The following is a 23,791-nucleotide window of genomic DNA, read 5'->3' as shown; positions in this document are numbered from 1 at the left end:
GTGGTGTGATCGGGGCACAACGGTCGGCGCTCACCGACCCGTTCCCTGATGATCCTTCCAAGACGGAGCGTTCCGATGTCGTCGTACTGCCCGCACTGCGGGGCGCCATCCCTGGACGAGGCCCGCTTCTGCATGAAGTGCGGACGGGAACGCCTTCCGGAGCCGACGGAGGAAGCTCCGACAGGCACGCCCGAAAACCCACCGGCCGCCGCGCCCAAGGACGCCTCCGCCGCGGCCAAGGACGCCCCCGCCGCGCCGAAGGACGCCCCCAGCGCGGCCAAGGACACCCCCGCCGAGCCCACGGCCACCTCCGGCGCGCCCGAGGACGCCCCCGGCACACCCAAGGCCGCGCCCGAGGCCCCCGACGCGCCCGAGCAAGCCCCCGAGAGCCCCTCCAAGGACACCGGCCACCCCGCGACCCTGGTGGTCCCGCCCTCCCCGGCCGCCCCTCCCGCTCCGGCCGCCCCGCCTGCCACAGCCGCCACGGCCGCCATGCCCACCCAGACAGCCGTGCCCTCCTCGGCAGCCGCGCCCACCCCGGCCGCCCCGGCGTACCCGGCGACCCCGGCGGCCCCTGGCCCTCCGCCCCCGCCCGTCCACGCCCCGCCCCCGGCGGGCCCCTCCCCGCTCGGCGCCTTCTTCGGGCGGACGCTGCGCGGCGACTGGGCCGGGTCGGTGTGGGCGGCGCTGGGGCCGGTGGCGGTGCTGCTGCTCACCGCCGTGGCGTGCGCCGTGCCCACGTACGGGCAGGAGGAGGGCGAGGACTTCGTCGGGTTCACCGACCGCCTGCGCCTCGCCCTCGCCTTCGTCCTCCAGGCCGTCGGCGGCCAGGTGGAACTCTCGCGCAGCGAGGAACGCGGCGGCTTCGGCGACTCCTCCTCGGGCTCCGTGGTCGACGGCACCTTCGCCGTCGACCTGGTGCCGCTCACGGTGACGGCGCTGTTCATCGGGGCGCTCGTGCTCGGGGCCCGCGCGCTCAGGAACGGCATGCGGCTGCGCGGGCAGAGCGGGCCGGGGAGCACGGCGGGACTCGAAGCGGCCGTCCGCGTCGCGGTCGTCACCGCGCTCGGCGTCCTCGTCCTCGCCCTCTTCGCCCAGCCCGACGTCCAGGACGCGGAGGTGTCGTCGGGACCGGTCCTGGCGACCCTCGGCGCCCTCGGGCTCGCCCTCGCGGCCTCCGCCGCCGTCCTGCACCGCGACGGCTCGGCGCCGTGGCTGGCCGCGCGCCCCGGCGCGCAGGCCTTCACGCGCGCGGCCGGTGCGTGCCTGCGCGCCCTGACGGTCGTGCTCGTCCTCGCCTCGGTCACCGCGTACCTCGGTGTCACGCAGATCGACGCCTTCAGCGGCGACTCCGACACACCGGCCGCGGACCTCGGCGACGCGGTCTCGCCATACCTCGCGCTGCTCCTCGTACTGCCGAACCTCGGCATCAGCGCGCTCGGCCTCGGCTGGGGCGCGCCGCTGGAGTCCGAGGTGAACGGCGGATCGCGCTACGGCGACGACTACGAGCGCGAGGCCCTCGGCCTGTCGAAACTCGCGGACCTGGTGAACTCGTGGGCCATGGTGGGCGCGTTGGCGCTCGGCCTGGCGTGCGCCCTCACCATCGCCCTGGTGGCCGCGCGCCGCTGCCCGCGCCGCGGGGAGCAGATCCTGGCCGCGGGCCTCTCCTTCGGCCTCGTCCTGCTGCTCGCGGCGGTGGGCGGCTTCAGCGTCGAGACCTCGGCGAAGGAGCGCGGGTTCGGCGGCAACAGCGCGAGCGGCTCGGTGGACGCGGGCGTGAGCCTGCCCGACCTGCTGCTGTTCGGCCTGCTGTGGGTGGCGGGGGCGGTGCTCGTGGTGGCGCTGTTCACGGCGCGCGGCGGCGTGCCGCCGGTTCCGCCGGGACCGCCGCTGCCCCCGCCGCCGCAGGGCTTCCCCGCGGGCACGACGGGCACACCCGGCGCGCCCCACAGCCCCGGCACTCCCGGCGCGTCCGGCACCCCCCGGGCGCCCGGTACGCCAGGAGCGCCCCCCGCATACGCCGTCCCGGCCCCGCACGCACCGTACGCCCCCGACCCCGCCGCCCCCACCCAGGAGGTCCTGATGGCACGGCCCGCCCCGGCGCGGCCCCGCGGCCGCGTCGGCGTCTGGGTGGCCACGCTGTCCGCCGCCCTGCTCGTCGGCGGCGGCGCCACGGCCGGTGTCCTCGTCTGGCAGGACAACGACCAGGACTCCTCCGACAGCAGCGGCAAGAACGACGGCCCCGCCGTCACCCGCACCGAGGACCCGCGGGACCCGCGTGACCCGGCCCAGGACCAGTCGTCCGGCGCCACCGGAGCCACCGAGCCCACGCCCCCGTCCGACCCGTACGCCTCGGACGGCCCGGACACCCCCGACGACGCGAACGGCACGAACGGCTCGGACGGCTCGGACGGCGACGAGACCGTAGGGAGCGACGACAGCGTGCCCGCCGGATCGGAGCGCGTCACCGACCCGAAGGGGTTCTCGTTCGCGGCGCCCGAGGGCTGGAGCCGGGAAGTCGGCGACAACCCCACGCAGTCCACCTTCGCCGGTCCGACCGGGCCCGAGAACTTCCAGGTCGGCGTCATCCCGAACGCCGACTACACCTCGTACGAGAACCTCGCGAAGATGGAGCGGTTCGCCGAGAAGGACCCCGACAAGTCCGCCTACCGGCGCATCCGCCTGGAGCGGAACACCTTCCAGGGGCGCGCGGGCGCGGTGTGGGAGTACACGTACACCGACAAGGCGGACCGTACGATCCACGCCGTCAACCAGAGTTACGTCGCCGACGACGGCACCGAGTACGCGATCCAGCTCTCCTGGCGCGAGGACGTCTGGCCCGCCGGACACGGCGTGCGCACGCACCGGACGGCCCTGGAAACCTGGCGCGTCACGGACTGACGGCCCGCCCCGGACACCCGGCGGGTCCTGTTCCGGACACCCGGCGGGTCACAGACTGACGGCCCGCCCCGGCTACCCGCCGACCCCGGCCTCCGTCTGCCCCGGCTCGTCCAGCTCGCGGCGGAGGCCGCCGTCCGACGGTTCGGGCAGCCGGGGCTCGCGCACCCCCGCGCCGCCCCCGCCGTCGCCCGGCCCGGCGTCGAACCACACGGTCACGGCGGCGTCGCGCGGGACCTCCGTGCCCGGCGCGGGGTACTGGCGCACGACGTAGTCCACGACCAGCTCGTGGAACCGCGGCCGGTCGCCCGCCACCAGCCGCACGCCGTACCCGGCGGCCCTCGAGCGGGCGTCGGCCGCCATCAGCCCCACGAGGCGCGGTACGCGCACCTCCGGCGGCCCGGCGGATTCCGGTGTCATCGGTACGCTCACAGGCGTCACCCCCCAGCGGTAGGGGAAGGGTAGCTCCGCCGGGGCGGACTACAACCCCATGCGGTAGCAGTGCGCGCGCTGTCCCGTGCGCGGCGCGACGTACGACTCCGCGCGCTCCATGCCGAGGCGCTCGGCCACGGCCGAGGAGCGCGCGTTGCGGACGTCGACCATCGCGACCACCGCGCCCACGCCGGCCGCGCGCAGCCGCTCCAGGGTCTGCCGGGCGGCCGCGGTCGCGTAGCCGCGGCCCCACGCCGGGCGGGCGAGCCGCCAGCCGATCTCGATCTCACCCGTGGGACCCCACGGCCGCCCCCACGGCTGGGCGCCCGCGAAGCCGACGGGCGCCCCCTCGGGGTCCAGCAACGTCCACAGGCAGAAGCCCAGTTCCGCGTCGTGGCGGCGCTGGCGCGCGGTCAGCTCCTCGTACACCGACGGCTCGGCCGGGGCGCCGCCGACGTACGCCATGACCTCGGGGTCGGCGAAGAGCCGGTGCCAGACGAAGGCGTCCTCGTCGGTCGGCACGCGCAGGCGGACGGCGGGGGCGGTGCGGATGCGGTGGGGCGCGGTGCCCACCTCGCTCACGTCGCTCACAAGTGGCCCTTCGGGTGGTTGATCGGTACCGCCTCATAGACTGCCCTTATCCCGTGCCCGTCGGCACACTGATTTCGAGCCTTGGGGAGAACCCGCCGTGACCGAGCCGCTCTCCGACACCTCCGCCACCACCGCCGACGTCATCGTCGTCGGCGCCGGTCCGGCGGGATCGACGACGGCGTACTACCTGGCCAAGGCCGGCCTCGACGTGCTCCTGCTGGAGAAGACGGCGTTTCCGCGGGAGAAGGTCTGCGGCGACGGCCTGACGCCGCGCGCCACCAAGCAGTTGGTGGCCATGGGCATCGACATCTCCGAGGAGGCCGGCTGGCTGCGGAACAAGGGCCTGCGGATCATCGGCGGCGGCGTACGGCTCCAGCTCGACTGGCCGGATCTCGCCTCCTTCCCCGACTACGGCCTCGTCCGCAAGCGTGACGACTTCGACGAGCAGCTCGCCCGCCAGGCCCAGAAGGCGGGCGCGCGGCTGTACGAGCGGTGCAACGTGGGCGCGCCGGTCATCGACGACCGCACCGGCCGCATCACCGGCGTCGAGGCCCGGCTCGGCGAGGAGAAGACGCCGGTCACCTTCCACGCGCCCCTCGTGGTCGCCGCGGACGGCAACTCCTCGCGCCTGTCCCTCGCCATGGGCCTGCACCGCCGCGAGGACCGCCCGATGGGCGTCGCCGTGCGGACGTACTTCACCTCGCCGCGCCACGACGACGACTACCTGGAGTCCTGGCTGGAGCTGTGGGACCGCCGCGGCGCCCAGGACCGGCTGCTGCCCGGCTACGGCTGGATCTTCGGCATGGGCGACGGCACGTCCAACGTCGGCCTCGGCGTCCTGAACACCTCCGCCGCCTTCAAGGAGCTCGACTGGCGCGAGATCCTCAAGGCCTGGTGCGCCTCCATGCCCGAGGACTGGGGCTACACCCCGGAGAACATGACGGGCCCGATCCGCGGCGCCGCCCTGCCCATGGCCTTCAACCGTCAGCCGCACTACACGCGCGGCCTGCTGCTCGTCGGCGACGCGGGCGGCCTGGTCAACCCGTTCAACGGCGAGGGCATCGCCTACGCCATGGAGTCCGGGCAGATCGCCGCGGACGTCATCGTCCAGGCCGTCGCCCGCGCCACGCCCGCCCAGCGCGAACTGGCGCTGCGCAACTACCCGAAGGTCCTCAAGGACACCTACGGCGGCTACTACACGCTCGGCCGCGCCTTCGTGAAGCTCATCGGCAACCCGAAGGTCATGCAGATCGCCACCCAGCGCGGCCTGACGCACCCCCTGCTGATGAAGTTCACCCTGAAGATGCTCGCCAACCTGACGGACCCGACGGGCGGCGACGCGATGGACCGCATCATCAACGGCCTCAGCAAGGTGGCCCCGAAGGCCTGACCGGGCCCCTGGGCCCGCGGGTCCCCGGGCCCGCAGGCCCCCGGGCCCACGCCGAAGGGCCGGAACCCCACCCGGGGTTCCGGCCCTTCGGCGTACGTACGGAAAAGACCGTCAGAGGACGCGCACGGCGCCCGAGGCCGGGTAGCCCGACAGGTCCTGGATCACGACGCCCTTGCTGGGGTTCGCGGCGTCCAGGTACTGGCCGCCGCCGATGTACACACCGACGTGGTACGCGGAGCCCGCGCCGCCCCAGTACAGGATGTCGCCCACCTGGAGGTTGGACAGGGAGACCGGGGTGCCCGCGGTCGACTGCGCCTGCGAGGTGCGCGGCAGGTTGATGTTGGCCTGCTTGAACGCGGCCTGGACGAGACCCGAGCAGTCCCACGAGTTCGGGCCCGTGCCGCCCATGACGTACGCGTCGCCGACCTGGGCGCGCAGGAAGCTGATGACGGCGCTGACGCTGCCGCTCGACGGCGTCGAGACGCTGTTGTCGGACGCCGAGGAGCCCGACGAGGAGGACGAGCCGCCGGTGGCGCCGCCCGACGGGGCGGAGGAGGTGCTGAGCTGCGTGCGCTCGGTGGTCCGCGCGGCGCGCTCCTTCGCGGCGGCCTTGCGCTTGGCCTCGGCCTCGGCCTTGGCCTTCTGCTCGGCCTCCGCCTTCTTCTCCGCGGCCTTCTGGTCCTTGGCGGCCTGCTTGGCGGCCTTGACGGCGGCGGCCTCCTGCTGGGCGCGCGCCTCGTAGCTGTCGGCCGTCTGCTGCGTGGCGTCCGCCGACTGGGCGATCTGGGCGGACAGATCGGCCGTGAGGGTCGGCAGCTCGATCGTCTCGGTCACCGGCTCGGCGGCGTTCGCCGTACCAGCGGCGCCGGCCACTGCCAGGGTGCTGAGGACGCCACCGGCAACTCCGGCGCGCAGAGCCATCTTCGACGCACTGCGACGGGGCTTCCGGTGGCTGGGTATGTGAGCGGTGTGGGACATGAGAACAACCGCTATCAAGGAGTAGGGGTTCCCTTCAAGAAACGTGTGCTGCGCCACAGTTGCCGTACACGCGGCTGAATCCCGGGCGTGTCGCTCCTTATTGACGCCGTAACGGGCATTGCGGACAGTGGTGATCACGCCTGTGATCATGGGTTTTCCGAGTTACGTCCGAATTGCCCGTGGACTAGCACGCGTTGAGGCAGTTGGCCAAGCCCGGTTGTTCGGCCATGGGTTCGGGTGTGGCGCAGGTCACCTCCGGGTACCCGTGGTGGTCGCCTCGAGACCTGGACGAGACCCTTCCGAGATCTACCGCACCGCCGGGCCACTCGCGGTGCCGCTTCCCCGCGCAGGGCGGTGCCCGGGGTGCTGTCCGTGGTGCTGTCCGCGGGCGGTGCCCGTGGTGCTGTCCGTGGCGCTGCCCGCGACTGTGCCGTCGGCCGTGGCGCTGTCCGCGACGGTCCCGTCGGCCGGGTCGGCGCCCGGGCCGTGCGGCCGCGCCGCCCTCGGGCCGTGGCCGAGCCGCCACCCCTGCCCCGCTCGCGCGCACGCGTCCACCCGCGCGCACGCGCGCGGCCCCGCGCTCGCACGCGGTTCTTGCGGAGGGCTGCCACGGAGGGTCCGGGCGAGAAGTGGAGAGCCGCCGCGGAGGGCCCGGGCAGAGAAGCGGAGAACGCGCGCGGAGAAGCGGAGAACGCGTGCGGAGAACTCGTGAACGCGTGCACACGGCCGCCCCCGCGCCCGCACCCCTCGGCGCGCCCGGGAAAAATCCGTCCACTCCCGTCCGCCCCTGCCGCCCGCATGTGAACGAGCCCCTTTATCAAGCGATCACGCCCGGCGCCAATTTGCTTGTAGTGGCCATCTCTTGATAATGCAACCCCGCCCCGACCAGCGCTGACGCGCCAAGATGTCACCTCTGGTGATCACTCAGGTGCTTCGCGTACGAAGAGCGCCGCTCATCCGACTTCATGATCCTTCGTCAGGTGGTGGAGATCACAAAGGCGTTGTCGTACCCCGTGTCGCAGATCACAGACCGGCAGGCATAAGATGCGGGGCAGTTGGGCTTGTGACCTGCTTCACATGTAAGCGATCTTCGGGGTGCTCCGGGGGCCGGGGATCGCGCGCGAGCGGGGCGGTGAGCGGGTCCGACGCAACCGCCAGCAGTCAGTGCCGACTGAGAGGAGCGAGGAGCGGTGAACGCGTATGCGCCCATCCTCGTACTGGGAGCCCTCGGGGCAGGCTTTGCGATTTTCTCCGTGGTCATGGCCACGCTTGTCGGCCCCAAGCGGTACAACCGCGCGAAGCTCGAGGCCTACGAGTGCGGCATCGAGCCGACCCCCACGCCGGCCGGCGGCGGGCGCTTCCCCATCAAGTACTACCTGACGGCGATGCTCTTCATCGTCTTCGACATCGAGATCGTCTTCCTCTACCCCTGGGCCGTCACCTTCGACGCCCTGGGGATTTTCGGGCTCGTGGAGATGCTGCTCTTCGTGCTCACCGTCTTCGTCGCCTACGCGTACGTATGGCGGCGCGGCGGCCTGGAATGGGACTGACCCCCGGAAGGGGACAGAGGAGCCACTGAAACATGGGACTCGAAGAGAAACTGCCGAGTGGATTCCTGCTGACCACCGTCGAGCAGGCCGCCGGCTGGGTGCGCAAGGCATCCGTCTTTCCCGCCACGTTCGGCCTTGCCTGCTGCGCCATCGAGATGATGACGACCGGCGCCGGACGGTACGACCTGGCGCGCTTCGGGATGGAGGTCTTCCGCGGCTCGCCGCGGCAGGCGGACCTGATGATCGTGGCCGGGCGGGTGAGCCAGAAGATGGCGCCGGTCCTGCGGCAGGTCTACGACCAGATGCCCAACCCCAAGTGGGTGATCTCCATGGGGGTTTGCGCGTCGTCAGGCGGAATGTTCAACAATTACGCGATTGTCCAGGGCGTCGACCACGTCGTCCCGGTCGACATCTATCTGCCCGGCTGTCCGCCCCGGCCCGAAATGCTGATGGACGCGATCCTCAAGCTGCACCAGAAGATCCAGAACACCAAGCTCGGCGTGAACGCGGAAGAAGCGGCCCGCGAGGCGGAGGAGGCGGCCCTCAAGGCGCTCCCCCTCATCGAGATGAAGGGGCTGCTGCGGTGACCGACGCGAACGGCGACGCCACGAACGGCGTCAACCCCGAGAAGGACCTCGGCGCCTCCAACCTCCCCGGCCAGCGCGGCGACGGCGGCGAGGAGATCCGCGTCCAGCGCGGCATGTTCGGCGCGGACAACGGCGGCGACACCTCCGGCTACGGCGGCCTGATCCGCTCCATCCGGCTCCCCGGCCCGGCCACCCGCCCCTACGGCGGCTGGTTCGACGAGGTCGCCGACGAGCTGGAGGGCGCCCTGGAGGAACAGGGCCTGCTGCCCGAGAACGCCATCGAGAAGACGGTCGTCGACCGCGGCGAGCTGACCTTCCACATCGCGCGCGAGCACCTCGTCCGGGTGGCCCAGACCCTGCGGGACGACCCCGCGCTCCGCTTCGAGCTCTGCACCGGCGTGTCCGGCGTGCACTACCCCGGCGACAAGGGCCGGGAGCTGCACGCCGTCTACCACCTGCGCTCGCTCACCCACGGCCGACTCATCCGGCTGGAGGTCAGCGCCCCGGACGCCGACCCGCACGTGCCGTCCCTCGTCGCCGTCTACCCGACGAACGACTGGCACGAGCGCGAGACGTACGACTTCTTCGGCCTGGTCTTCGACGGCCACCCCGCCCTGACGCGGATCATGATGCCGGACGACTGGCAGGGCTTCCCGCAGCGCAAGGACTACCCCCTCGGCGGCATCCCCGTCGAGTACAAGGGCGCCCAGATCCCGGCTCCGGACCAGCGGAGGTCGTACAGCTGATGAGCACTCCCTTCACTTCCGGCACCTCCGCCGCCTCCGGCTCGGCGTCCGCGCGCGAGACCACCGAAGGCACCGTCTACACCGTCACCGGCGGCGACTGGGACGAGGTCGCCAAGTCCGCGGTCGCGGCCGACGACGAGCGCATCGTCGTGAACATGGGCCCCCAGCACCCCTCCACGCACGGCGTGCTGCGGCTCATCCTGGAGATCGAGGGCGAGACGGTCTCCGAGGCCCGCTGCGGCATCGGCTATCTGCACACGGGCATCGAGAAGAACCTGGAGTACCGCACCTGGACCCAGGGCACCACGTTCGTCACCCGCATGGACTACCTGACGCCGTTCTTCAACGAGACGGCGTACTGCCTGGCCGTGGAGAAGCTGCTCGGCATCGAGGACCAGATCCCCGACCGCGCCACCGTCCTGCGCGTGCTCCTGATGGAGCTGAACCGGATGTCCTCGCACCTGGTGTGCATCGCCACCGGCGGCATGGAGCTGGGCGCCACCACGATCATGATCTACGGATTCCGCGATCGTGAACTCATTCTCGACATCTACGAACTCATCACCGGCCTGCGCATGAACCACGCGTACATCCGGCCGGGCGGACTCGCCCAGGACCTGCCGCCCGGCGCGGTGGACCAGATCCGCGAGTTCGTGAAGAAGATGAAGAAGAACCTCCCGGAGTACGACAAGCTCGCCACCGGGAACCCCATCTTCAAGGCCCGCATGCAGGACGTCGGCTACCTCGACCTGACCGGCTGCATGGCCCTCGGCGCCACCGGCCCCGTCCTGCGCTCCGCGGGGCTGCCGCACGACCTGCGCAAGACCGACCCGTACTGCGGCTACGAGACGTACGAGTTCGACGTCCCCACCGCCGACACGTGCGACTCCTACGGGCGGTTCCTGATCCGCCTGGAGGAGATGCGCCAGTCGCTGCGCATCATCGAGCAGTGCCTGGACCGGCTGCGGCCCGGCCCGGTCATGGTCGCCGACAAGAAGATCGCCTGGCCCGCCCAGCTCGCGCTCGGCCCGGACGGCCTCGGCAACTCCCTCGACCACATCAAGAAGATCATGGGCACCTCCATGGAGGCCCTGATCCACCACTTCAAGCTGGTGACGGAGGGCTTCCGGGTACCCCCGGGGCAGGCCTACGCCGCCGTGGAGTCCCCCAAGGGCGAACTCGGCGTGCACGCCGTCTCCGACGGCGGCACCCGCCCCTACCGGGTCCACTTCCGCGACCCGTCCTTCACCAACCTTCAGGCCATGGCGGCGATGTGCGAGGGCGGCCAGGTCGCCGACGTCATCGTCGCCGTCGCGTCCATCGACCCCGTGATGGGAGGCGTCGACCGGTGACCACCACCGAATCCGAGGGCGTCAGCCTGGGCATGCCCCAACTGCCCCCTCCGGACTACCCGGCCGACGTCCGCGCCCGCCTGGAGGCGGACGCGCGCGAGGTCATCGCCCGCTACCCCGACTCCCGCTCGGCGCTCCTGCCCCTGCTGCACCTCGTGCAGTCGGAGGAGGGGTACGTGACCCGCACCGGGATGCGGTTCTGCGCGGAGCAGCTCGGCCTGACCACCGCCGAGGTCACGGCCGTCGCCACCTTCTACACCATGTACCGCCGCAAGCCCTCCGGCGACTACCAGGTCGGCGTCTGCACCAACACCCTGTGCGCGGTCATGGGCGGCGACGCCATCTTCGAGGCCCTCCAGGAGCACCTCGGCGTCGCCAACGGCGGCACCACCGAGGACGGCAAGGTGACGCTGGAGCACATCGAGTGCAACGCCGCCTGCGACTACGCGCCCGTGGTGATGGTCAACTGGGAGTTCTTCGACAACCAGACCCCCACCAGCGCCAAGCGCCTCGTCGACGACCTGCGCGCGGGCGCCCGGGTCGAGCCCACCCGCGGCGCCCCCCTGTGCACCTTCAAGGAGACGGCCCGCATCCTCGCGGGCTTCCCCGACGAGCGCCCCGGAGCCGTCGAGGCCACCGGCGGCGCGGGCCCGGCCTCGCTCATCGGGCTGCGCCTGGCCAGGGGCGAGACGCCCCCCGCGCGCGTGGTCCACCCGCGCGCCGGCGGCCCCGAGGGCGCCCAGCCGCACGAGCCGTCACCCGGCGAGCACCTGAGCTCGCACGACGCGCCGCAGAAGACCTCGGCGTCCGACCCCGCGAACCCCGCGGGCCCGGTCGGCGAGGCCCGCGAGGAGGGGGAGTGACGACCTTGGCAGCCGAGATCGACGAGACCAGCCCGGAGAAGCTGCTCGCACCGGTCCTCTCCGCCTTCTGGGACGAGGAGAAGTCCTGGACGCTGGACGTCTACCGCAGGCACGACGGCTACGAGGGACTCCGCAAGGCCCTCGCGATGGCGCCGGACGACCTCATCGCCTACGTGAAGGACTCCGGCCTGCGCGGCCGCGGCGGCGCGGGCTTCCCCACCGGGATGAAGTGGCAGTTCATCCCGCAGGGCGACGGCAAGCCGCACTATCTAGTTGTCAACGCCGACGAGTCGGAGCCCGGGACCTGCAAGGACATCCCGCTCCTCTTCGCGAACCCGCATTCCCTCATCGAGGGCATCGTCATCGCCTGTTACGCGATCCGTTCGTCGCATGCCTTCATCTACGTGCGCGGCGAGGTCGTCCCCGTGCTGCGGCGGCTGCACGAGGCCGTGCGCGAGGCCTACGCGGCGGGCTACCTCGGCGAGAACATCCTGGGCAGCGGACTCGACCTCGAACTCACCGTGCACGCGGGCGCGGGCGCGTACATCTGCGGTGAGGAGACCGCACTGCTCGACTCCCTCGAAGGCCGCCGCGGCCAGCCGCGGCTCCGTCCCCCTTTCCCCGCGGTCGCGGGGCTCTACGCGTGCCCCACTGTCGTCAACAACGTCGAATCCATCGCGTCGGTTCCCGCGATCCTGAACCGGGGCAAGGACTGGTTCAAGTCGATGGGCAGCGAGAAGTCCCCGGGCTTCACGCTGTACTCGCTCAGCGGGCACGTCGCCTCGCCCGGCCAGTACGAGGCGCCGCTCGGCATCACGCTGCGCCAGCTGCTCGACATGAGCGGCGGGATGCGCCCCGGCCACCGGCTCAAGTTCTGGACGCCGGGCGGCTCCTCGACGCCGATGTTCACCGACGAGCACCTGGACGTCCCGCTGGACTACGAGGGCGTCGGCGCCGCCGGGTCCATGCTCGGCACCAAGGCGCTCCAGTGCTTCGACGAGACCACCTGCGTGGTGCGGGCCGTCACCCGCTGGACCGAGTTCTACGCCCACGAGTCCTGCGGCAAGTGCACGCCCTGCCGCGAAGGCACGTACTGGCTCGTGCAGTTGCTCCGCGACATCGAGGCGGGCAAGGGCGTCATGGCCGACCTCGACAAGCTGAACGACATCGCCGACAACATCAACGGCAAGTCCTTCTGCGCCCTCGGCGATGGCGCCGCCTCGCCGATCTTCTCCTCCCTGAAGTACTTCCGCGAGGAGTACGAGCAGCACATCACCGGCAGGGGCTGCCCCTTCGACCCGGCCAGGTCGACGCTCTGGAGCGACCGGACCGGACGGCTCCACGACACCGACGACAGCACGGAGGTGAACGCATGACAGTGACCACCAGCGCTCCCTCCGGGGGCGGCGAGGCGGCGGTACCGCCGGAAGACCTGGTCACGCTGACCATCGACGGCATCGAGATCAGCGTCCCCAAGGGCACCCTGGTCATCCGAGCCGCCGAACTCCTCGGCATCGAGATCCCGCGCTTCTGCGACCACCCGCTGCTCGACCCCGCGGGCGCCTGCCGCCAGTGCATCGTCGAGGTCGAGGGCCAGCGCAAGCCGATGGCGTCCTGCACCATCACCTGCACCGACGGCATGGTCGTCAAGAGCCACCTCACCTCCCCGGTCGCGGAGAAGGCGCAGAAGGGGGTGATGGAGCTCCTGCTCATCAACCACCCCCTGGACTGCCCGGTCTGCGACAAGGGCGGCGAGTGCCCGCTGCAGAACCAGGCCATGTCGCACGGCAACGCCGAGTCCCGCTTCGAGGGCAGCAAGCGCACCTACGAGAAGCCGGTGCCCGTCTCCACCCAGGTGCTGCTCGACCGCGAGCGGTGCGTGCTGTGCGCCCGCTGCACCCGCTTCTCGAACCAGATCGCGGGCGACCCGATGATCGAGCTCCTCGAACGCGGCGCCCTCCAGCAGGTCGGCACCGGCGAGGGCGACCCCTTCGAGTCGTACTTCTCCGGCAACACCATCCAGATCTGCCCCGTCGGGGCGCTCACGTCGCACGCCTACCGCTTCCGGTCGCGCCCCTTCGACCTGGTGTCGTCGCCCTCGGTGTGCGAGCACTGCGCGGGCGGCTGCGCCACCCGCACCGACCACCGGCGCGGCAAGGTCATGCGCCGCCTCGCCCAGGACGACCCCGAGGTCAACGAGGAGTGGATCTGCGACAAGGGGCGCTTCGCGTTCCGGTACGCGCAGAAGGCGGACCGCCTGACCACGCCGCTCGTACGGAACGCCGCCACGGGCGCCCTCGAACCGGCCGCCTGGCCCGAGGCGCTGGAGGCGGCCGCCAAGGGCCTCGCCGCCGCGCGCGGGCGCGCCGGTGTCCTCACCGGCGGGCGCCTCACCCTGGAGGACGCGTACGCGTACAGCAAGTACGCGCGCGTGGTGCTCGGCACCAACGACATCGACTTCCGCGCGCGGACGCACTCCAGCGAGGAGGCCGACTTCCTCGCCGCCCGGGTCGCCGGGCGCGGCCGGGACCTCGACGGGACCGGTGTCACGTACACCGCGCTGGAGAAGGCGCCCGCCGTCCTGCTCGTCGGCATCGAGGCCGAGGAGGAGGCGCCCGGCGTCTTCCTGCGGCTGCGCAAGGCCTGGCGCAAGCACGGACAGCGCACCTTCGCCGTCGCCACGCACGCCACGCGCGGCCTGGAGAAGGCCGGCGGGACGCTGCTCGCCGCGGCGCCCGGCACGGAGACCGAGTGGCTGGACGCGCTCGCCGCCGGGGTCGGCCTGGAGGCCGACGGCACCGGGGCCGCCGAGGCGCTGCGCGCCCCGGGCGCGGTCATCGTCGTCGGCGAGCGGCTCGCGGCCGTACCGGGCGGGCTCACCGCCGCCGTCCGGGCCGCCACGGCGACCGGCGCCGCGCTGGTGTGGATCCCGCGCCGCGCGGGCGAACGCGGGGCCGTGGAGGCCGGCGCCCTGCCGTCGCTGCTCCCCGGCGGCCGGCCGGCCACCGACCCGCGCGCGCGGGACGAGGTCGCGGCCGCCTGGCACGTGGCCGGGCTGCCGCACCGCTACGGCCGCGACACCGGCCAGATCATCGAGGCCGCGGCGACCGGCGAGCTGAGCGCCCTGCTGGTGGCGGGCGTCGAGGTCGCCGACCTGCCCGACCCGGCACGCGCGCGTGCGGCGCTCGACGAGGTCGGCTTCCTGGTCTCGCTCGAACTGCGGCCGAGCGAGGTGACCGAGCGCGCCGACGTGGTGCTCCCGGGCGCCGCGGTCGCCGAGAAGCCGGGCACCTTCCTCAACTGGGAAGGCAGGGCCCGGCTCTTCCAGGCGGCGCTCAAGCCGGACCAGATGACGCGCCGGCTGGCCCCCACCGACGCGCGCGTGCTGCACATGCTGGCCGACGCGGGCGACGTCCACCTGGGCCTGCCGGACCTGGTCTCCATCCGGCGCGAGCTGGACCGGCTCGGCGGCTGGGCGGGACCGCGCGCCACCGAGCCGCTGGACACCGGGGCCGCCCCGCCGAAGCCCGCCGCCGGCGAGGCCGTGCTGGCCGGACACCGGCTCCTGCTCGACCAGGGCCTCCTCCAGGAGGGCGACGACGCGCTCGCCGGGACGCGGCACGCGGCGCTGGCCCGGCTCTCGGCCGCCACCGCCGCCGAGGTGGGCGTCAGGGACGGCGACACGCTCGCCGTCACCGGCCCCGCCGGGACCACCGCGCTCCCGCTGCGGGTCACGCCGATGCCGGACCGCGTGGTGTGGCTGCCGCTGAACTCGGTGGGCGGCGGCGTCGCCTCCGACACCGGGGCGCGCCCGGGCCAGCTGGTCAGGATCGGCCCCGCCGTCCGCGTCGAGCCCGCCCAGGGCGCCCAGGAGGTGCAGTCATGAGCCCCATGACCCGGCTCGCCGCCGAGGACCTCTCCATGTTCGGCCGCGACCCGTGGTGGCTGGTCGGCGTCAAGGCGGTCTTCTGCTTCGCGTTCCTGATGCTGACCGTGCTGTTCTCCATCGTGTGGGAGCGCAAGGTCGTCGCCTGGATGCAGTTGCGCATCGGCCCCAACCGCAACGGCCCCTGGGGCCTCCTCCAGTCCCTCGCGGACGGCGTCAAGCTGATGCTCAAGGAGGACCTGACCGTCAAGCGCGCGGACAAGGTGGTCTACGTCCTCGCGCCGATCGTCGCCGCGATCCCCGCCTTCATGGCGATCGCGGTCATCCCCTTCGGGCCCGCGGGCAACGAGGTCTCGATCTTCGGCCACCGCACCACGATGCAGCTCACCGATCTGCCGATCGCGATGCTCTACATCCTCGCGGTCGCCTCGGTCGGCATCTACGGCATCGTCCTCGCGGGCTGGAGCTCCGGCTCGACGTACCCGCTCCTGGGCGGCCTGCGCTCCTGCGCGCAGATGATCTCGTACGAGATCGCGATGGGCGCCGCGTTCGCCTCGGTCTTCCTGTACTCCGGGTCGATGTCCACCTCGGCGATCGTGGAGGCCCAGCAGGAGCGCTGGTACATCGTGCTCCTGCCGGTGTCGTTCCTGATCTACATCGTGACGATGGTCGGCGAGACCAACCGCGCGCCGTTCGACATGCCGGAGTCCGAGGGCGACCTCGTCGGCGGCTTCAACACCGAGTACTCGTCGATCAAGTTCGCGATGTTCATGCTCGCCGAGTACGTCAACATGGTGACCGTCTCAGCGGTGTCCGCGACGCTCTTCCTCGGCGGCTGGCGGGCCCCCTGGCCCATCAGCGGCTTCTGGGAGGGCGCGAACCACGGCTGGTGGCCGCTGGCCTGGTTCACGCTCAAGGTGCAGCTCCTGCTGTTCTTCTTCATCTGGCTGCGCGGCACGCTGCCCCGCGTCCGCTACGACCAGCTGATGAAGCTCGGCTGGAAGGTCCTCATCCCGGTCTCCGTGGTCTGGCTGATGCTCGTCGCCACCGTCCGCGCACTGCGCAACGAGGACTACGACTTCAGCGAGATCGCCCTCTACGTGGGCGGCGGAGTCATCGCGCTGCTGCTGCTCTCGGTCCTGGTGGACGTGTTCCGGGACCGGCGCGAGAAGGAGGCCGCGGCCGCCGCGCCCGCGGAACCCGCGGCCTTCGACCCGATGGCCGGCGGATTCCCGGTGCCCCCGCTGCCCGGACAGACCCTGCCGCCCGTGCCGCGCCGGCGCCCGCGCCACGAGCGGGAGCTGATTGTCAGTGGTGGCCCGGATACTCAAAGTGACGGAAAGGAGGCGTCCGATGGCTGAGCAGTCGAACACGCCGGACCGGCGGCACGGCGGGCAGTTGCCCGAGCAGCCGCAGGACGCGGGACCGCAGGCGAACCAGTCGGACCAGGGGTTCCAGAATCCCGTCGCGGGCTTCGGCGTGACCTTCAAGGCCATGTTCAAGAAGCGGCTGACCGAGCAGTATCCGGAGCAGCAGAAGACCACCGCTCCGCGCTTCCACGGCCGGCACCAGCTCAACCGCCACCCGGACGGCCTGGAGAAGTGCATCGGCTGCGAGTTGTGCGCCTGGGCCTGCCCCGCGGACGCCATCTACGTGGAGGGCGCGGACAACACCGACGAGGAGCGCTACTCCCCGGGTGAGCGCTACGGCCGGGTGTACCAGATCAACTACGCCCGCTGCATCCTCTGCGGCCTGTGCATCGAGGCGTGCCCCACGCGCGCGCTGACGATGACGAACGAGTTCGAGCTCGCCGACAGCAGCCGCGCCGACCTCATCTACACCAAGGAGCAGTTGCTCGCGGGCCTCGACGAGGGCATGGTCGAGGCGCCGCACGCGCTGTACCCCGGTACCGACGAGGGGGACTACTACCGCGGTCTGGTCACGCAAGCCGCGCCCGGTACCGAGCGCCAGGCCCCCCTCTCCAAGGGCGAGAAGCGCGCCGATTCGGTGGAGGTCACGCGGGAGCCCCGGTCCGAGGGGGTGGAAGCGTGACCTCCGTCGCGGCCTACACCACCTCCACGGGCGAGGCCTTCCAGTTCTGGGTGCTCGGCACGGTCGCCGTGATCGGCGCGCTGAGCACGATCCTCATGAGGCGGGCGGTCCACAGCGCGCTGTGCCTGGCCGGCACCATGATCGTCCTGGCGGTCTTCTACCTGGCCAACGGCGCGTACTTCCTCGGCATCGTCCAGGTCGTCGTCTACACCGGCGCGATCATGATGCTGTTCCTGTTCGTGGTCATGCTCGTCGGCGTCACCGCCGCCGACTCCCTGAAGGAGACCCTCAGGGGCCAGCGCTGGCTGGCCGCCCTGTGCGGACTCGGCTTCGCCGTCCTGCTGTTCGCGGGCATCGGCAACGCCGCGGTGACGGACTTCAACGGCCTGGCCAAGGCCAACGAGGGCGGCAACGTCGAGGGCCTGGCGGCCCTCATCTTCACGAAGTACGTCTTCGCCTTCGAGATCACCGGCGCCCTGCTGATCACGGCGACCGTCGGCGCGATGGTGCTCACCCACCGCGAGCGCACGGAGCGCGCCACGACCCAGCGCGAGCGCGCCGAGCAGCGGGTGCGCGAGGGCAAGCACCTCCCGCCGCTCCCGGCCCCGGGCGTCTACGCCCGGCACAACGCCGTGGACATCGCGGGCCTGCTCCCGGACGGCACGCCGTCGGAGCTCACGGTCAACAGGACGCTGCGCGAGCGCGGCCAGATCCGTGACGTGTCCCACCAGGCCCTGGAGGACCTGCGCGCCCTGGAGCAGCGCTCCGCCGACCGCCTGGAGCGGCCGGACCTGCGCCGCACCGACATCGGGCGCGAGGGCGACGGCACCGGCGAGCGGGCCGGGCGGACCGAGGAGGCGTCGAAGTGAATCCGGTGAACTACCTCTACCTGGCGGCCCTGCTGTTCGCCATCGGCGCCACCGGCGTGCTGATCCGGCGGAACATGATCGTGGTCTTCATGTGCGTCGAGCTGATGCTCAACGCCTGCAACCTGGCGTTCGTCGCGTTCTCCCGGCTGCACGGCAACCTGGACGGCCAGATCATCGCCTTCTTCACGATGGTCGTCGCCGCGGCCGAGGTCGTGGTCGGCCTCGCGATCATCGTGTCGCTGTTCCGCTCCCGCCATTCGGCCTCGGTCGACGACGCCAGTCTGATGAAGCTCTGAGGGGTCGCTGAATCGTGGAGAAACTGATTGCGCTGCTCGTCGCGGCGCCTCTGCTCGGAGCGGCCGTCCTGCTGTGCGGCGGGCGCCTGCTCGACCGTGTCGGCCACTGGCTCGGCACGCTGCTCGCCGCCGTCTCCTTCGCCGTGGCGGTGGTGCTCTTCACCGACATGCTCGGCAAGGACGCCGAGGACCGGGGGCTGCACCAGCACCTGTTCCGCTGGATCCCGGTCGAGGGCTTCCAGGCGGACGTCGCCTTCCAGCTCGACCAGTTGTCGATGACGTTCGTGCTGCTGATCACCAGCGTCGGCACGCTGATCCACCTGTACTCGGTCGGGTACATGGAGCACGACGAGCGGCGCCGCCGCTTCTTCGGCTATCTGAACCTGTTCCTGGCGGCGATGCTGCTGCTCGTCCTCGCCGACAACTACCTGCTCCTGTACGTCGGCTGGGAGGGCGTCGGCCTCGCCTCGTACCTCCTGATCGGGTTCTGGCAGCACAAGCCCAGCGCGGCCACCGCGGCGAAGAAGGCCTTCCTGGTCAACCGCGTCGGCGACGTGGGCCTGTCGATCGCGATCATGCTGATGTTCACCACCTTCGGGACGTTCGCCTTCGGGCCCGTCCTGGGGGCCACGGAGGAGACGGGCGAGGGCAAGCTGACGGCCATCGGCCTGATGCTGCTGCTCGCGGCGTGCGGCAAGTCCGCGCAGGTGCCGCTGCAGTCCTGGCTCGGCGACGCGATGGAGGGCCCGACCCCGGTCTCGGCCCTGATCCACGCGGCGACGATGGTGACCGCGGGCGTGTACCTGATCGTGCGCTCCGGGGAGATCTTCAACGCCGCGCCGGACGCGCAGCTCGCGGTCACGGTGGTCGGCGCGGTCACGCTGCTCTTCGGTGCGATCGTCGGTTGCGCGAAGGACGACATCAAGAAGGCCCTCGCCGGGTCCACGATGTCCCAGATCGGCTACATGATCCTGGCCGCGGGCCTCGGCCCGATCGGCTACGTCTTCGCGATCATGCACCTGGTGACGCACGGCTTCTTCAAGGCCGGGCTCTTCCTCGGCGCCGGTTCGGTCATGCACGGCATGAACGACGAGGTCGACATGCGCAAGTACGGCGGCCTGCGGAAGTACATGCCGGTGACGTTCGTGACCTTCGGGCTCGGCTATCTGGCCATCATCGGCTTCCCCGGCCTGTCCGGCTTCTTCTCCAAGGACAAGATCATCGAGGCGGCCTTCGCCAAGGGCGGCGCGGAGGGCTGGATCCTCGGCTCGGTGGCGCTGCTCGGCGCGGCCATCACGGCGTACTACATGACGCGCGTGATGCTGCTGACCTTCTTCGGCGAGGAGCGGTGGCGCCACCGCGCGACGGCCTCCCCCGAGGAGCCGAGCGCGGAGCCCGCCGCCGAGACCCATGGCGGGCACGGCGGGCACGCGGAGCCGCACCCGCACGAGTCCCCGGCGTCCATGACGATCCCGATGATCCTGCTGGCGTTCGGCTCGGTGTTCGCCGGCGGCTTCTTCAGCCTCGGCGACCGGTTCGTGCACTGGCTGGAGCCCGTCACGCACCACGACCACGGCGACTCCCCGCTGAGCGCCGCCACGGTCACCGGCGCCACCGTGGTGGTCCTGGTCGTCGGCGTGACCCTGGCCTGGTTGCAGTACGGGCGCCGGCCGGTGCCGGTCGTCGCCCCGCGCGGCTCGCTGCTCACCCGCGCGGCCCGCCGCGACCTGCTCCAGGACGACTTCAACCACGTGGTCCTGGTGCGCGGCGGCGAGCACCTCACGCGCTCCCTGGTGTACGTCGACCACACCCTGGTCGACGGCGTGGTCAACGGCACGGCGGCCTCCGTCGGCGGGCTCTCCGGACGCCTGCGCAAGCTCCAGAACGGCTACGCCCGTTCGTACGCGGTCTCGATGTTCGGCGGCGCGGCGGTCCTCATCGCCGCGACCCTGCTGATGAGGGCGGTCTGATACCGATGTCCTTTCCTCTGCTGACAGCGACGGCCGTGGTGCCCGCGGTGGGCGCGATCGCCACGGCGGCCGTCCCGGCCGCCCGGCGCACGGCCGCCAAGTGGCTCGCGCTGCTCTTCTCGCTGGCCACGCTGGCCCTGGCCGTCGCGGTGCTCGTCCGGTTCGACCCGGACGGCGACCGCTACCAGCTCACCGAGTCGCACTCCTGGATCGCCGACTTCGGGGTGCGGTACGAACTGGGCGTGGACGGCATCGCGGTCTCCCTGATCGCGCTGACCGCCCTGCTGATGCCCTTCATCATCCTGGCGGGCTGGCACGACGCCGACCCCCTGGAGACGAAGTCGTCGCGGTGGCGGCCGACCCAGGGCTTCTTCGCCCTGATCCTGGCCGTCGAGGCGATGGTGATCATCTCCTTCGAGGCCACCGACGTCTTCCTGTTCTACATCTTCTTCGAAGCCATGCTGATCCCGATGTACTTCCTCATCGGCGGCTTCGGGGACCGCGCCCACGCGGGCAGCGACGAGCACGCCACCGCGCAGCGCTCGTACGCGGCCGTGAAGTTCCTGCTCTACAACCTGGCCGGCGGGCTGATCATGCTCGCCGCGGTGATCGGGCTCTACGTGGTCGCCGGGAACTTCTCGCTCCAGGAGATCGCCCAGGCGCGGGCCGACGGCTCGCTCGACATGGCGACCAACACCGAGCGGCTGCTGTTCCTCGGCTTCTTCTTCGCCTTCGCGGTGAAGGCCCCGCTGTGGCCGCTGCACACCTGGCTGCCGAACGCGATGGGGGAGGCCACGGCGCCGATCGCCGTCCTGATCACGGCCGTGGTCGACAAGGTCGGCACGTTCGCGATGCTGCGCTTCTGTCTCCAGCTCTTCCCGGAGGCCTCGAAGTGGGCGACGCCCGTCATCGTCGTCCTGGCCCTGGTCAGCATCGTCTACGGCGCGCTGCTCGCCGTGGGCCAGCGCGACATCAAGCGCCTGGTGGCGTACGCGTCGATCTCGCACTTCGGGTTCATCGTCCTCGGCATCTTCGCGATGACGTCCCAGGGCCAGTCCGGCGCGACGCTCTACATGGTCAACCACGGCCTGTCGACGGCCGCCCTGATGCTGGTCGCGGGCTTCCTCATCTCGCGCCGCGGCTCGCGTCTGATCGCGGACTACGGAGGCGTGCAGAAGGTCGCCCCGGTACTCGCGGGCACCTTCCTGGTCGGCGGTCTGGCCACGCTGTCGCTGCCGGGGCTCGCGCCGTTCGTCAGTGAGTTCCTGGTCCTGGTCGGCGCGTTCGCGCGCTACCCGGTGGCCGGGGTGGTCGCGACGCTCGGCATCGTGCTGGCCGCCCTCTACACCCTGGTGCTCTACCAGCGGACGATGACGGGCCCGGTGAAGCCCGAGCTCGCGAAGATGCCCGACCTGCGGGTGCGCGAACTGGCCGTGGTGGCCCCGCTGATCGCGCTCCTCATCGGCCTGGGCGTCTACCCGAAGCCCGTGGCCGACCTGGTGAACCCCGCGGTCGAGCACACCATGTCCGACGTACAGAAGACAGACCCCGAGCCCGAGGTGGAGGCCGCCAAGTGAGTGCGACAGCCGTCCACAGCCTGTGGACAATGGCGGCCGAGCCGGTCGACAAGATCGACGCGCCGAAGATCGAGTACGGCCAGCTCGCGCCGACCCTCATCGTCATCGGCGCGGCCGTCATCGGAGTGCTCATCGAAGCCTTCGTGCCGCGCAAGTCCCGCTACCACGCCCAGCTCTTCGTCTCGGTCGTCGCCCTGGCCGCCGCCTTCGCCGCGGTCGTGGCGCTCGCGGCGGGCGACTACGGCACCACGAAGGCCCGCGTCGCCGCCATGGGCGCCATCGCGGTCGACGGGCCCGCGCTGTTCCTGCAGGGCACCATTCTCCTCGTCGCCCTGGTCTCGGTCTTCACGTTCGCGGAGCGGCGCCTGGACCCCGCGGCACACGGCAAGCGCGTCGACTCCTTCGTGGCGCAGGCCGGTGCCGTGCCCGGCGGCGCGGGCGAACAGGCCGCCGTGAAGGCCGGGTTCACCACCACCGAGGTGTTCCCGCTCGTGCTCTTCGCGGTCGGCGGCATGCTCGTCTTCCCCTCGGCGAACGACCTCCTGACGCTCTTCATCGCCCTGGAGGTCTTCTCGCTCCCGCTCTACCTGCTGTGCGCGCTCGCCCGCCGCAAGCGCCTCATGTCGCAGGAAGCGGCCGTGAAGTACTTCCTGCTCGGCGCCTTCGCGTCCGCGTTCACGCTCTTCGGCATCGCGCTCCTGTACGGCTACGCGGGCTCGGTGTCGTACGGCACCATCGCCGACGTCGTCGACGGCACGGTCCAGACGGTCGACCCGGCGCTCGCGGACACCATGGGCAACGACGCGCTGCTCCTGATCGGCGCCGCGATGCTCGTGACGGGCCTGCTGTTCAAGGTCGGCGCGGTGCCGTTCCACATGTGGACGCCGGACGTCTACCAGGGCGCGCCGACGCCGGTCACGGGCTTCATGGCGGCGGCGACGAAGGTGGCCGCGTTCGGCGCGCTGCTGCGCCTGCTGTACGTGGTGCTGCCGGGCCTGCGCTGGGACTGGCGGCCGGTGATGTGGGGCATCGCGATCGTCACGATGCTGGGCGGCGCGATCGTCGCGATCACCCAGACCGACATCAAGCGGCTGCTCGCGTACTCGTCGATCGCGCACGCGGGCTTCATCCTCGCCGGTGTGATCGCCACCTCGGAGGACGGCATCTCGTCGGTGCTCTTCTACCTGGGCGCGTACTCGTTCGTGACCGTCGGCGCCTTCGCGGTGGTGACGCTGGTGCGGGACGCGGGCGGCGAGGCGACGCACCTGTCGAAGTGGGCGGGGCTCGGCCGCCGCTCGCCGCTGGTCGCGGCCGTCTTCGCGGTGTTCCTGCTCGCCTTCGCGGGCATCCCGCTGACGTCCGGGTTCACCGGGAAGTTCGCCGTGTTCAAGGCGGCGGCGGAGGGCGGCGCGGGCCCGCTCGTCGTGGTCGGCGTGGTCTCGTCGGCGATCGCGGCGTTCTTCTACATCCGGGTGATCGTGCTGATGTTCTTCAGCGAGCCGAAGGCGGACGGCCCCTCGGTCGCCGTGCCCTCGCCGCTGACGACGGCGGCGATCGGGGTGGGCGTCGCGGTGACGCTGGTGCTGGGTGTGGCGCCCCAGTACTTCCTGGACCTGGCGGGGCAGGCGGGCGTCTTCGTCCGCTGACCCCGGCGCCGTCGCCACCCGTACGCGGTACAGGGCCCCGGCTCCCCTTGCGAGGGGAGCCGGGGCCCTGCGCGTGCCGCCGGAGCCCGCGCGGGCCCGGCCCGGCCG

19 protein-coding genes are annotated in these 23,791 nt (G+C 71.7%); 16 read left to right on the top strand and 3 right to left on the bottom strand.

Annotated elements, in window-relative coordinates; genetic code table 11:
* Positions 1 to 75: 75 nt before the first annotated feature.
* Complete coding sequence (locus QK440_RS18115) at positions 76 to 2,901, top strand: zinc-ribbon domain-containing protein (RefSeq protein WP_282794159.1); 2,826 nt, start codon at positions 76 to 78, stop codon at positions 2,899 to 2,901.
* Positions 2,902 to 2,973: 72 nt separating this feature from the next.
* Here the strand turns inward: QK440_RS18115 and QK440_RS18110 are convergent, their stop codons facing one another.
* Together QK440_RS18110 and QK440_RS18105 are read right to left on the bottom strand one after the other, a co-directional pair.
* On the bottom strand, positions 2,974 to 3,318 hold the full coding sequence (locus QK440_RS18110; RefSeq protein WP_282794191.1) for a PASTA domain-containing protein: 345 nt from the start codon (positions 3,316 to 3,318) through the stop codon (positions 2,974 to 2,976).
* Between the two features lie 60 nt (positions 3,319 to 3,378).
* Positions 3,379 to 3,921, bottom strand: coding sequence for a GNAT family N-acetyltransferase (locus QK440_RS18105; protein ID WP_282794158.1), 543 nt, complete (start codon positions 3,919 to 3,921; stop codon positions 3,379 to 3,381).
* Between the two features lie 97 nt (positions 3,922 to 4,018).
* On the opposite strand from QK440_RS18105, the gene QK440_RS18100 reads away from it, so the two are divergent.
* The gene (locus QK440_RS18100) at positions 4,019 to 5,311 is read left to right on the top strand and encodes a geranylgeranyl reductase family protein (RefSeq protein ID WP_282794157.1); all 1,293 of its coding nucleotides are present in this window, start codon (positions 4,019 to 4,021) and stop codon (positions 5,309 to 5,311) included.
* Between the two features lie 111 nt (positions 5,312 to 5,422).
* Here the strand turns inward: QK440_RS18100 and QK440_RS18095 are convergent, their stop codons facing one another.
* Complete coding sequence (locus tag QK440_RS18095; protein ID WP_282794156.1) at positions 5,423 to 6,289, bottom strand: C40 family peptidase; 867 nt, start codon at positions 6,287 to 6,289, stop codon at positions 5,423 to 5,425.
* Between the two features lie 1,190 nt (positions 6,290 to 7,479).
* On the opposite strand from QK440_RS18095, the gene QK440_RS18090 reads away from it, so the two are divergent.
* From QK440_RS18090 to nuoN, 14 genes are read left to right on the top strand one after another with little or no spacing between them, the layout of a single operon-like run.
* Entirely contained in the window at positions 7,480 to 7,839 is a 360-nt protein-coding gene (locus tag QK440_RS18090; protein ID WP_030678082.1) for an NADH-quinone oxidoreductase subunit A, read from the top strand.
* Positions 7,840 to 7,871: 32 nt separating this feature from the next.
* A complete protein-coding gene (locus QK440_RS18085; RefSeq protein WP_282794155.1) occupies positions 7,872 to 8,426 on the top strand; it encodes an NADH-quinone oxidoreductase subunit B in 555 nt (184 codons plus the stop codon).
* Complete coding sequence (locus tag QK440_RS18080; protein WP_282794154.1) at positions 8,423 to 9,172, top strand: NADH-quinone oxidoreductase subunit C; 750 nt, start codon at positions 8,423 to 8,425, stop codon at positions 9,170 to 9,172. Before QK440_RS18085 ends, QK440_RS18080 begins: the two co-directional genes overlap by 4 nt.
* On the top strand, positions 9,172 to 10,524 hold the full coding sequence (locus tag QK440_RS18075; RefSeq protein ID WP_282794153.1) for an NADH-quinone oxidoreductase subunit D: 1,353 nt from the start codon (positions 9,172 to 9,174) through the stop codon (positions 10,522 to 10,524). Before QK440_RS18080 ends, QK440_RS18075 begins: the two co-directional genes overlap by 1 nt.
* Positions 10,521 to 11,387: an NADH-quinone oxidoreductase subunit NuoE gene (gene nuoE / locus QK440_RS18070; RefSeq protein WP_282794152.1), complete on the top strand. Its 867-nt coding sequence runs from the start codon at positions 10,521 to 10,523 to the stop codon at positions 11,385 to 11,387. Before QK440_RS18075 ends, nuoE begins: the two co-directional genes overlap by 4 nt.
* Positions 11,384 to 12,763, top strand: coding sequence for an NADH-quinone oxidoreductase subunit NuoF (nuoF, locus tag QK440_RS18065; RefSeq protein WP_282794151.1), 1,380 nt, complete (start codon positions 11,384 to 11,386; stop codon positions 12,761 to 12,763). Before nuoE ends, nuoF begins: the two co-directional genes overlap by 4 nt.
* Positions 12,760 to 15,273 carry an NADH-quinone oxidoreductase subunit G gene (locus QK440_RS18060; RefSeq protein WP_282794150.1) on the top strand — a complete coding sequence of 838 codons (2,514 nt, stop codon included), beginning with the start codon at positions 12,760 to 12,762 and terminating at the stop codon, positions 15,271 to 15,273. Before nuoF ends, QK440_RS18060 begins: the two co-directional genes overlap by 4 nt.
* A complete protein-coding gene (gene nuoH / locus QK440_RS18055) occupies positions 15,270 to 16,634 on the top strand; it encodes an NADH-quinone oxidoreductase subunit NuoH (protein ID WP_282794149.1) in 1,365 nt (454 codons plus the stop codon). Before QK440_RS18060 ends, nuoH begins: the two co-directional genes overlap by 4 nt.
* The gene (gene nuoI, locus QK440_RS18050; protein WP_282794148.1) at positions 16,627 to 17,325 is read left to right on the top strand and encodes an NADH-quinone oxidoreductase subunit NuoI; all 699 of its coding nucleotides are present in this window, start codon (positions 16,627 to 16,629) and stop codon (positions 17,323 to 17,325) included. Before nuoH ends, nuoI begins: the two co-directional genes overlap by 8 nt.
* Entirely contained in the window at positions 17,322 to 18,194 is an 873-nt protein-coding gene (locus QK440_RS18045; protein WP_282794147.1) for an NADH-quinone oxidoreductase subunit J, read from the top strand. Before nuoI ends, QK440_RS18045 begins: the two co-directional genes overlap by 4 nt.
* Positions 18,191 to 18,490 (top strand): NADH-quinone oxidoreductase subunit NuoK, encoded by a 300-nt coding sequence (gene nuoK, locus QK440_RS18040; protein ID WP_282794146.1) that lies wholly within the window; start codon positions 18,191 to 18,193, stop codon positions 18,488 to 18,490. Before QK440_RS18045 ends, nuoK begins: the two co-directional genes overlap by 4 nt.
* A 14-nt stretch (positions 18,491 to 18,504) precedes the next feature.
* On the top strand, positions 18,505 to 20,460 hold the full coding sequence (gene nuoL / locus QK440_RS18035) for an NADH-quinone oxidoreductase subunit L (RefSeq protein WP_282794145.1): 1,956 nt from the start codon (positions 18,505 to 18,507) through the stop codon (positions 20,458 to 20,460).
* A gap of 5 nt (positions 20,461 to 20,465) precedes the next feature.
* Positions 20,466 to 22,037, top strand: coding sequence for an NADH-quinone oxidoreductase subunit M (locus QK440_RS18030; RefSeq protein ID WP_282794144.1), 1,572 nt, complete (start codon positions 20,466 to 20,468; stop codon positions 22,035 to 22,037).
* Positions 22,034 to 23,683: an NADH-quinone oxidoreductase subunit NuoN gene (gene nuoN, locus QK440_RS18025; RefSeq protein WP_282794143.1), complete on the top strand. Its 1,650-nt coding sequence runs from the start codon at positions 22,034 to 22,036 to the stop codon at positions 23,681 to 23,683. Before QK440_RS18030 ends, nuoN begins: the two co-directional genes overlap by 4 nt.
* Positions 23,684 to 23,791 lie beyond the last annotated feature (108 nt).

Origin of the sequence: Streptomyces sp. CC224B (genome assembly GCF_030010595.1) — a bacterium.
Lineage (GTDB): Bacteria > Actinomycetota > Actinomycetes > Streptomycetales > Streptomycetaceae > Streptomyces > Streptomyces longispororuber.
The sequence above is the reverse complement of the archived record's forward strand: the minus strand, read 5'-3'. Positions and strand labels throughout refer to the sequence as shown.